A 10503-nucleotide genomic window follows, 5' to 3' on the forward strand; every position below is an offset into this window, starting at 1 on the left:
TAAATTATAGGGTGAGGGAGTACTCACGTCAATACTTTTGTCACAATTTCTTCTCGGTTCATTGAAACCGCTGCGCGCGGCACCTCCCCTGCCCCGCACGATGCACGCGTTCGCGCCGCGTGCTCGCAGCCGGCCGGAGCGTATCCACGGCGCAGGTTTCGCCGCCGCGGGACCGGCCGAGTATACCGGGCGGCCTGCCCCGGTTACGCCCCGGCCACCACCCCGCACCGCCTCACCGAGCCTTCGAATGACACTCGCGAAGTTCTTCCTGCGCTTCACCGTGATCCCGTTCGCCGCGATCGTGCTGGTGGCCGTCTGGGCGTTCACCCGCGAATCGGGCGAGATCGATGCGCGCCAGTACGCGGCGCTGGTGGCCGCGTATCCGTCGTTCACGCCGAAGCTGAAGCACGAGGTGGCCGACGCGTTGCGCGGCGGCCGGGTCGCGAAGGCCGACTACGGCACGATCATGCGCGATGCGCTCGAGGCCGGTTACGTGGTCGACTGGCCGGAGACGACGGATGACGTCGGCAGCGAGCGCGGCCGGCTGCTCGGGATCGTGAACAGCGACCGGCCGGCGTCGCAGTAGCCCGCGGCCGCAACCGGCAACGGCCGGCTGCGTGAAGGACAGCTCACTGCCCGATGCCCGTGAGCCCGATCAGCGCGCCGCCCGCGAGCAGCCACAGCGGATGGATGCGCGTGCGCCACGCGAGCACCGCGCACGCGGCCGTGATGCCCCACTGGATCGCCGTGCGGTTCGACGCCTCGGAGATCAGCACCGCGCTCGCCGCAACCAGCCCGGCGGTGACCGGCATCATCCCCTGCTGCACGTAGCGGCGCCACGGCCGGTCGCGAAAGCGCTCCCACGCATGCAGCGCGAGCACGGTGACGATCGACGACGGCCCGAACTTCGCGAGCGACGCGACCAGCAGCCCGCTCCAGCCGGCCACGTGCCAGCCGACCAGCGACACGATCATCATGTTCGGCCCGGGCGCGGCCTGGGCCAGCGCGAACAGCGCGGTGAACTCGTGCGCGCTCATCCAGTGATGGACGTCGACGACCTGCCGCTGCATCTCCGGCAGGATCGTGTTGCCGCCGCCGAACGCGAGCAGCGACAACTGGCTGAAGATCGTCGCGATGGCAATCAGCGTGTCGTTCATGGCCGGCCTCCTTGCTGCGTGTCGCGCGCCGCGACCGGCGCCGGCTGCGGCGTGTCCGCGTCGCGGCGTCGCGACGCGAGCCAGATGCTGACCGGCGTCAGCACGAGCATCGCGGTCAGCAGCGGGCCGCGCAGCACCGCGATCGCGACGAACGCGAGCGCCGCGATTCCGGCCGCCGCACGCGCGTGCCGCAGCGGCTTCAGGACCTTTACGGCCATCGCGACGAGCAGCCCGGCCGCCGCCGCGGCGAGCCCCGCGAACAGGTACTGCACGCGCGGATCGTTCTGCGTCTTCGCGTACAGCACGCCGAGCGCGACGACGACGAGCGTCGGGCCCGCGATCAGCCCGAGAATGCCGGCGAACGCGCCGGCGACACCGCGAAAGCGCATGCCGACGGCCACCGACAGGTTGATCACGTTGCCGCCCGGCAGGAACTGGCACAGCCCGAGCAGATCGGTGAATTCGTCGGCGGAGAGCCACTTGCGCTCTTCGACGATGGTGCGCCGCGCGAACGGCAGCGCACCGCCGAACGACATGAGGCCAAGCGACAGGAAACCGGTGAACAGCTCGGCGAGGCCGACGCTGCGGGATGATGCGGCCGGCGGCGGGGCGGCCGGCGGAGAAGCGGATTGCATGGGGTTCCTTATCAAACGGTGACCCGAGGTTACCGCCGTTCGGAATACCGGCAAAACGATTTTATCGACGCGTCCTTGTGATCTAGAATCACAAGCATGGCACGCGATCTCCCGCCCTTTTCCGCGCTTCGGGCCTTTGAAGCCGCGGCACGACATGAAAGCTTCAGCGCTGCCGGCGACGAGCTGCATGTGACTCACGGTGCCATCAGCCGGCAGATCGCCGGGTTCGAGGCCTGGCTCGGCAAGCCGGTGTTCCACCGCTACGGCAAGCGCGTGAAGCTCACCGACGAAGGCCGCCGCTACCTGGACACCGTGCGCGCGGCGTTCGACAGCATCGCGCTCGCGACCGAGCAACTGCGCAACACGGGCGCGGCACGCGTGCTGCGCATCAATGCGCTGCCGACCTTCGCGATGAAATGGCTGCTGCCGCGCCTGTCGCGGTTCCAGCGCGACGTGCCGAACGTCGAGCTGAAGCTGTCGACGTCGAATGCGCCGCTCGACACGCTCGACGGCTTCGACGTCGCGATCCGCCGCGGCCCCGGCCACTGGCCGAACTGCACAAGCGGCCACTTCCTCGACGAAAGCGTGATCCCCGTCTGCAGCCCCGCGCTGCTCAAGCGCGTGCCGATCGCGCGCGCGGACGATCTCGCACGCCATGTGCTGCTGCATTCGGATACGCGGCCGGAAGGCTGGCGCGACTGGTTCGCGGCGGCCGGCGTGACGATGAAGGGGCGCAAGCGGCAGTCGTTCGACCACTTCTACCTGGCGCTGCAGGCAGCCGTCGACGGCCTTGGCGTTGCGCTCGGCCCGTTGCCGCTGATCGACGACGAACTTGCGAGCGGGCGGCTGGTGATGCCGCTGGAGGGGCCGCGCATCGCGACGCGCAGCTACTGGTGGATCGCGCCGCGCGCGCCGGCCGACGATCCGCTCGTCGCACAGTTCTGCGCGTGGCTGCAAACGCAGTCGAACGTCGGCGCGTAGCGCGTCGACGTTCGACGCGGAAGATGACACGGGCGGCACGACACCGCCCGCCGGACGCTCAGACCACCGGGCCCGGTTCCTTTTCCTTGCGCAGGATCGCGTACAGGATGATCGCGCCGAACGTCGCGGTGCCGATCCCGCCGAGCCCGAAGCCGCCGATCTTGAGCGAGAAGTCGCCGGCGCCGAGCACCAGCGTGACGGCCGCGACGATCAGGTTGCGGTTGTCGGAGAAGTCGACCTTGTTGACGACCCAGATCCGCGCGCCCGTCACCGCGATCAGCCCGAACACGACGATCGACACGCCGCCGAGCACGGGGCCCGGAATCGTCTGGATCACCGCACCGAACTTCGGCGAGAAGCCGAGCACGATCGCGATCACCGCGGCGACCGCGAACACCAGCGTCGAGTAGATCCGCGTGACGGCCATCACGCCGATGTTCTCCGCGTAGGTCGTCACGCCCGTGCCGCCGACACTGCCCGACACGATCGTCGCGAGCCCGTCGCCGATGAACGCGCGGCCCACGTAGCGATCGAGGCTGGTGCCCGTCATCGCGCTGACGGCCTTGATGTGGCCGAGGTTTTCCGCGACGAGAATCACCGCGATCGGCGCCAGCATCAGCATCGCGTGCGGATCGAACACCGGCGCGCGGAAGCTCGGCACCCCGAACCAGGCCGCATGCTCGACGATCGAGAAATCGATCGGCTTGCCGAGCCCCATTCCGTTGGTCGCGACCGCGTAGATCACGTAGGCGATCACCAGCCCGACGAGGATCAGCAGGCGCTGCACCATGCCGCGCGAGAACACCGCGACGCCGCCGACGCACAGCACGGTCACGAGCGCCATCACCGATTCGAAGGTCGACCCGGACACGCCCTTGACCGCGATCGGCGCGAGGTTCAACCCGATCACCGCGACCACCGCGCCGGTCACGACGGGCGGCATCAGCGTCTCGATCCAGTTCGTGCCGATCGCCTGCACCAGCGCGCCGATCGCGACGTACACGACGCCGCACGCGATGATCCCGCCGAGCGCGACCGGGATGTTCGGGTTCGGGCCGCTGCCGCCGTAGCCGGTCACCGCGATCACGAGGCCGATGAACGCGAAGCTCGAGCCGAGGTAGCTCGGCACGCGGCCGCCGACCAGCACGAAGAACAGCAGCGTGCCGATGCCCGACATGAAGATGCACAGGTTCGGGTCGAAGCCCATCAGCAGCGGCGCGAGCACGGTCGAGCCGAACATCGCGACGACGTGCTGGACGCCCATCGCGACCATCTGCGGCCACGCGAGGCGCTCGTCGGGGCCGACCACGCGCGAGGCCGCGCCGGTCGATTGCACCCGCCAGCGCGGGAAGTAGGAATCGGACATGGGGAAAAGGGCTCCTGTCGGTCGCCGGCTGCGGAGGATGCGCCGGTCTGGAATCTGGCGCGAGTTTACGGAGCGGAAATGGGGCTGGCAAGCGGGCTGATGGACGGGCCGAAAAGCGGGCCGCCGAGCGGGGCCGGCGAGCACGATGCGCGGCTTGCAGCGTGGGTGAAACGGGGCACGATGGCGCGCCCCGGTGAAGCGCCCGTCCGCGCGGGGCCATGCGCGGGCGGCGTTCGACGCCGGCGGCGACGCAAGCGTGCGCTCACATCGCGGCCGGCGCGGCGACCATCAGGGATTGATGTACTGGAACAGCGACAGGTTCTGCAACTGCGCATACGCCTTCTGCGAGCCCGTCAGCGCGTTCTGCATCTGCAGGAACTGGCTGATCGTCGACACCATGTTGGTGCTCGTCAGGTCGGACAGGTTGCTGGTGACCTGCAGCGTGTTGGTCTGGTTCACCGTCTGCATCGCCTTGACTTCCTGCTCGCGGCCGCCGACCGACGCCTGAACGGTGAGGACGTTCGTCATCATGTTGTTCAGCTTCGTCGTGCCGGTGGTCATCGCGTTCTGGAGCGCGGCGGCGGCCGTCGTGTTGCTGCTGACCGGCACCTTCAGCGCGGCGATCATCGAGTCGAGCGCCGCGAACACGTCGGTGCCGGCCTGCGGCGCCGGCGTGACCGTGAACGAATCGCCGGGCGCCGGGTTGCCCGACACGGGCACCGACAGGCCGTTGCCGAGCGCGATCCCGGCGCCGGACGTGTACGGCTGCGCGGCGGTCGTGGTCGGCGGCGTGACGGAATTGTCGGTGACCGTATAGGTCGGCGCGGCGGCCGTGCCGCCGAACCCGATCGTGAACTGGTGCGTGTTGGTCGCGGCCGACGGGCTCGTGATCGTCACCGCGCCGATCGTGCCCGTGCCCGTGTTGCCCGCGCCGGCGACCGGCACCGGCAGGCTGCCGAGCATCGGCACCGACAGGAACACGCTCGCGCCGTTGTCGCCCTGCGCGATCGAGCGCGTGTCGGCGATCTGCACCTGCCGCGAACCCGTGTCGCCGCTGTAGGTCACGCCGCCACCCGGTGCGTTCGAGAACGGCGCCGTGGCCGTCTTGAAGCCCGCGTACAGGTAGTTGCCCGCGCCGTCCGTCGAGTTCGCAAGCGTCAGCAGCTGGTCGCGATAGCCCTGCAGCTGCGTAGCCGCTGCCGAGCGATCGCTGTCGGACAGCGAGCCGTCGCCGGCCCGGATCACGACCGTGTGAATGCTGTTCAGCAGGTTGCTGACGCTGATGAGCGACTGGTCTTCCGCCTGCAGCGAGGACAGCGCGGTGTTCTGGTTCGCCGAATACTGCGACAGCGTCGCCGACGTCATCGACAGCTGCACGGCCTGCGCCGCGCCGAGCGGGTTGTCGGCCGGGGTCGACAGGCTCACGCCGCTCGAGATCTGCTGGTACAGCTGCGAAAGCTGCGCCTGCTGATCGTTCATCGACGCGACGTTCATCTGGTAGAACTGCGTGGTGGAAATCCGCATCGCTTTGATCCCCGAAATCAGTTGAACAGGCCGAGCACGGTCTGGAACAGCGTCGACGCGGTCTGGATGACCTTCGCGTTCGCCTGGTAGAGCTGCTGGTACTGCATCAGGTTGGCCGCTTCCTCGTTCTGGTTCACGCCCGACACCGACTGCTGCGCTTCGGTGATCTGGCCGATCAGCGAGGTCTGCGCGGCGCTCGACGACTTCAGCTGGCTCGTCGTGTTGCCGATGTTGTTCACGTAGTTCGCATACGCGCCGGTCAGCGTGGTCGTGCCGCCGCCGAGCGATTTCGCGCTGACGAGCTTCGACAGCGCGAGCGCGTTGCTGCCGTCGTTCGTGCCGCCCGCGTTCGGCGCGACCTTGAACGTGTCGCCCGCCGCGGGCGTGCCCGATACCGTGACCGTGACGCCGGCCGTCAGTGTGATCGGCGAGCCGGACTGGTACGCCTGCGGCGTGCTCGTGGTCGGCGGCGTGGCGGAGTTGTCGGTGACCGTGTAGGTCGGGCTGGCGGTCGTGCCGCCCATCGTGATCGTGTAGTTGTGCGGGTTGGCCGCGGCCGTCGCGCTCGTGACCGACAGGCCGCCGATCGTGCCGGTGCCCGTGTTCGTCGTGGTCGCCGACGGCACGAACGGCGCCGCCGCCGCGATCGCCGAGCCGTTCGACGTCGCGAGGCCGAAGCCGTTCAGCGCGCCGCGCGTCGGCTGCACGGTGAACTTGTCGCCGGGCTGCATCGAGCCGGACGAGAACGAGAAGTTCAGCCCGCCGATCGACCCCGGCATCGTGTTCGACGTGCCGACCACCGCGCCGCTCGCACGGTCGGTCAGCGTGTACTTGGCGCCGTCGTACGACAGCGTGTAGTCGCTCGTGGTCGGCTGCGACGGGTTCGCGAACGACACGGACAACGCCGCGTTGCCGGTATTGCCCTGGTTCGCGTACGTGATCGGGCTGCCGGTCGTGAACAGGTTGCCGCCGACGTTGCCCGACAGGTCGATGCCGAGCGCGTTTTGCGCGTTGACCTGCGCGGCGAAGCTGGTCGCGATCGCGCCGAGCTGCGCTTCGGCCGGGTCGAGCGTCTGGCTGCGGAACGCGAGCAGGCCGCCGAGCGTGCCGCCCGACAGCGATGCGTCGGACAGCGCCTGGTTCGGCCCCTGCGGGTTCGCGCCGGCGATGCCCTGCGACACGACGGTCAGCTCGCTCGGATCGGACGGCGACGCGACGGTCGCGAGCTGGTAGCTCTTGTCCGCGACGACGAGCGGCGTGCCGCCCGCGAGAAACACGCTGTAACCGTCGCTGTTGCGCACCACCTGCACGCCCGCGAGGTTCGACAGGTTCGACACCGCGAGGTCGCGCTGGTCCATCAGCTGGTTCGGCGGCTGGCCCTGGCTGCTCGCGGACGCGATCTGCTGGTTCAGTTGCGCGATCTGCGCGGTGTACGTGTTGATCTGCGTCACGGTGTTCGTGAGCTGCGTGTTCACGCTCTGGCGCAGCGCGTCGTACTGCTGGCCGGCCGCGGTGATCTGGTTCGCGAGCGTCTGCGCGTTGCTCATCGCGGTCTGCCGCACCGACGAGTCGGACGCGCTGTTCGCGACGTTCTGCATCCCGGTGAAGTAGTTCGTGATCGCGGTCGAGATGCCGGACGTCGGGTTGCCGACGTAGTTGTTCAGTTGCGTGACGAGCGAATACCACGTCGACAGTGCGCCGCTCTGCGTCTGTGCGCCGTTCAGCTGGTCGCTCAGGTACTGGCTGTACTGCCGCTGCACGGTGACGGTGTTCACGCCCTGCGGCATGTAACCGCTGCTCGTGTACTGGCCGCTGGCCTCGGCATAGACAGGGCGTTCGACCGAATAGCCCGGCGTCGCCGCGTTGCTGATGTTCTGGCCGGTCGTCGTGAGGCCCCAGAGCGCGGCATTCAGGCCGCTGACGCCGAGGTTCATGAGTGAGTTGGACATGCGCGATCCTGATGAGCCGGCCGCGCGTTGCGGCCGCCGGGTTGCGTGACTCCCGGTATAACGGCCGCCAATCGGAAAAATTGAGGAAAAAATGCACGCGCGACGCGTACTTGCGCGTCGCCGGTTCGAGCGTGCGGCCGAGGGTGCCGCAAACGCCGTGCGGGCCGCCCCGGGCGGGGCCGGCCGCCGCTTGTGCGTCAGGCCCGCGCGAGCGAGCGGCGCTTCATCTCGAGCTGCGTGATCAGCCGCTGCAGCGTGTTTTCCGCGCTGCCCGGCAGCGACATGTAGCGGAAGCCGAGCTGGTAGCGCCGCGACCCGTTCGGCATCTGCGTCGAACGCTGCGACACGAGTTGCAGGTCGAGCGACAGCTTGCCGTGGCCGGTCAGCTCGAGCTCGACGTCGGGCAGCGTCGTGCCGACCTCGAGCGCCTCGACGCGTTCGTCGGCCGTGCGCAGCCCCACGCCGCCGAGCGACAGGTTATGCACCTCGAACAGGAAACTCTCGCCGTCCGGCAGCTTGCCGCGGCACAGGAACGGATCGACGATCGGCGCATCGACGCGGAAATACTCGCGGCGCTGGATGCACATCAGCACGTCGGGGAAATCGGCGACGAACGCGGGCAGCCCCTCGTAGCGCGTCTCGCGCGGCGTGCCCGTGGAGAATTCGACGCGCACGCCCTCCGGCGCGGCCGCGAACGTGCAGTGCGACGCGCCCAGGATGCTGGCGTTCTGCTCGGACAGCGCACCCCAGTCGAACGTAAACGTCCGCGCGCCGACATCCACCTCGAGCAGGCGCGTGACGAGCTGGCCACCCGGGTACTGAACGGTCAGGAAATCGCCGCGGTTGACGAGGTTGCGCAGCTGCACGCCGATTTCCAGCGGATTGCGGCGGGCATAGTCGGGCCCGGAGTGGCCTGCATCCAGGCTGGGGTCCGTCGACGTTTCGATATTCATGGCTAGCCGGTCTTTCTTGTCATGGGCGCCCGGGCAACCGGTGCGCAATAAAACCGGGCCAGAACGGGGGCCCGGTCGCAGGTCTCTCACACTTAGCGGCAGTGCTGACCGAAAGTTTAGATCGAATTGGGGATTTTTTTCGCGCAAACGTTGAAACCGCGCGCGGCGGGCTGCCGGGCGCGGTCCAGAGGGTACAACAGCGGTCGCCGACGGGTCGGTCAGCCGATCTGCTGCATGATCGAAATCAGCTTCTTCGCGTAGTTCGGGTCGGTCGCGTAGCCGGCCTTCTGCATCCCGTGCGCGAAGCCTTCGACGCTGCGGCTCGCGCTCAGCACGCCCGAGTAGCGCGGGTTGTTCTTCAGCAGGTTCGCGTAATCGGTCATTGCGTGCTCGTACGAATCGTACGCGCGGAATTTCGCGACCACGCGGCGCGGCGTGCCGTTCACGTATTCCGTGGTCAGCGCCGACACCGTGCGGCCGGTCCAGCCCTTGGTCGCCTTGATGCCGAACACGTTGTAGCTCGTCGAGCCGTCGCCCGCGCGGATTTCGCGCTTGCCCCAGCCCGATTCGAGCGCGGCCTGGCCGACGATGAAGCGCGCCGGGATGCCGGTCGACGCGCTGGCCGCCTGCGCGGGGCCTGCGAGCCGGTCGACGAACGCGTCGGCGTCCTGCACGCCGCTCGCGCCCTTCAGCGGCGGCGTCAGCGCGCTGCCGGCCGAATAGCCGCGCGTGCCGGCAAGCCCGCCGTTGTTGGCCGAGTTCGCATAGGCCTTCGCCATCGCGTTCATCGCGGCAAGACCGCCTTCGTTGCCGGACGCGCCGAAGCCGTCAGCGCCCAGGCCGGCCGCGCCGACGTCAGCCGCCGTGTCGCTGCCCGCGCCCTGCCCCGCATTGCGCAGCAACTGCTTCATCAGCGCGTCGGCGACGCCGATCCCGCGCGTCGACATCTGCTGCGCAAGCTGCTGGTCGAGCATCGACGTGTACATCTTCGACGTGTGCGAATCGAACAGCCCGCCGTCGGGCGACGCGTCGCGCATGCTCTTGAGCATCATCTGCGTGAACATCGCGTCGAACTGGCCGGCGACCGCCTTCGCGCCGGCCTGCGGCGACTGCTTGGCCTGCGCGCGCAGGGCGTCGAAACCCTGCACGTCGAGCGCAAAGCGCTGCGTGAGGTCGTTCGCGTTCGGGAGACTGGCTGCCATTTAGATGATCTCCAGGTCGGCGCGCAGCGCGCCGGCGGCCTTCATCGCCTGCAGGATCGACATCAGGTCCGCGGGCGTTGCGCCGAGCGTGTTCAGCGCCTTCACGACGTCGGCGAGATTCGCGCCGGCCGTCACCATCTTCAGCGCGCCGTTGTCCTGCTTGAGCTGGATCTGCGACTGCTGCGCCACCACCGTCTGCCCGTTCGAGAACGGCCCCGGCTGCGACACCACCGGCTGCGTGTTGACGACGACCGACAGGTTGCCGTGCGCGACCGCGCAGCTCTGCAGCGTGACCATCTGGTTCATCACGATCGAGCCGGTGCGCGCGTTCAGGATCACCTTCGCCGCGGCCTTGTCCGGGCTGACGTCGAGGTTCTGCAGCCGCGCCATGAACGCGACCTGCTGCGCCGAATCGGCCGGCGCGGTGAGCTGGATCGTGCGGCCGTCGAGCGCCATCGCGGTGCCCGGGCCGAAGCTCGAATTGACCGCGGATACGATCCGCTGCGCGGTGCCGTAGTCCATGTCGTTCAGTTGCAGCTGCAGCACGCCGTTCATCTGCGCGATCGCGTTCGGCACGCCGCGCTCGACGATCGCGCCGCCGACGATCCGGCCGGCCGCGCACTGGTTCACCTGCACGCGGCTGCCTCTCGCGCTGGCGCCCGCGCCACCGACCGCCCTGTTGCCCTGCGCGAGCGCATACACCTGGCCCTCCCCGCCTTTCAGCGCCGTCAGCCGA

The 10503-nt window shown here is 68.8% G+C and carries 10 protein-coding genes; 2 read left to right on the plus strand and 8 right to left on the minus strand.

All coding sequences use genetic code 11. The features are described 5' to 3' along the window. The first annotated feature begins 247 nt into the window (after positions 1-247). On the plus strand, positions 248-586 hold the full coding sequence (locus G3N99_RS26860; RefSeq protein WP_206123909.1) for a hypothetical protein: 339 nt from the start codon (positions 248-250) through the stop codon (positions 584-586). A 43-nt stretch (positions 587-629) separates the two neighbouring features. Here G3N99_RS26860 and G3N99_RS26865 read toward each other — a convergent pair whose 3' ends face one another. Both G3N99_RS26865 and G3N99_RS26870 read right to left on the minus strand, forming a co-directional pair. Then, the gene (locus tag G3N99_RS26865; RefSeq protein ID WP_043184629.1) at positions 630-1157 is read right to left on the minus strand and encodes a chromate transporter; all 528 of its coding nucleotides are present in this window, start codon (positions 1155-1157) and stop codon (positions 630-632) included. Then, complete coding sequence (locus tag G3N99_RS26870; protein ID WP_206123910.1) at positions 1154-1792, minus strand: chromate transporter; 639 nt, start codon at positions 1790-1792, stop codon at positions 1154-1156. Before G3N99_RS26870 ends, G3N99_RS26865 begins: the two co-directional genes overlap by 4 nt. Before the next feature lie 96 nt (positions 1793-1888). Between G3N99_RS26870 and G3N99_RS26875 the strand changes: the two genes are divergently transcribed. Further along, positions 1889-2773: a transcriptional regulator GcvA gene (locus G3N99_RS26875; protein WP_174936243.1), complete on the plus strand. Its 885-nt coding sequence runs from the start codon at positions 1889-1891 to the stop codon at positions 2771-2773. Between the two features lie 58 nt (positions 2774-2831). Here the strand turns inward: G3N99_RS26875 and G3N99_RS26880 are convergent, their stop codons facing one another. From G3N99_RS26880 to G3N99_RS26905, 6 genes are all read right to left on the minus strand, one after another. Beyond that, complete coding sequence (locus tag G3N99_RS26880) at positions 2832-4139, minus strand: solute carrier family 23 protein (protein WP_174937558.1); 1308 nt, start codon at positions 4137-4139, stop codon at positions 2832-2834. A 288-nt stretch (positions 4140-4427) separates the two neighbouring features. Continuing rightward, positions 4428-5663: a flagellar hook-associated protein FlgL gene (gene flgL / locus G3N99_RS26885; RefSeq protein ID WP_174937556.1), complete on the minus strand. Its 1236-nt coding sequence runs from the start codon at positions 5661-5663 to the stop codon at positions 4428-4430. Between the two features lie 17 nt (positions 5664-5680). After that, complete coding sequence (gene flgK / locus G3N99_RS26890) at positions 5681-7612, minus strand: flagellar hook-associated protein FlgK (RefSeq protein WP_174937554.1); 1932 nt, start codon at positions 7610-7612, stop codon at positions 5681-5683. 197 nt (positions 7613-7809) lie between these two features. Further along, positions 7810-8565 (minus strand): flagellar brake protein, encoded by a 756-nt coding sequence (locus G3N99_RS26895; RefSeq protein ID WP_011353462.1) that lies wholly within the window; start codon positions 8563-8565, stop codon positions 7810-7812. A gap of 218 nt (positions 8566-8783) precedes the next feature. Further along, positions 8784-9767: a flagellar assembly peptidoglycan hydrolase FlgJ gene (gene flgJ, locus G3N99_RS26900; protein ID WP_011353463.1), complete on the minus strand. Its 984-nt coding sequence runs from the start codon at positions 9765-9767 to the stop codon at positions 8784-8786. Then, positions 9768-10503: flagellar basal body P-ring protein FlgI (locus tag G3N99_RS26905; RefSeq protein WP_206123911.1), on the minus strand; the 736-nt coding region annotated here is incomplete at its 5' end.

Source organism: Burkholderia sp. Ac-20392 (assembly GCF_017104585.1).
GTDB classification, from domain to species: Bacteria; Pseudomonadota; Gammaproteobacteria; order Burkholderiales; family Burkholderiaceae; genus Burkholderia; species Burkholderia lata.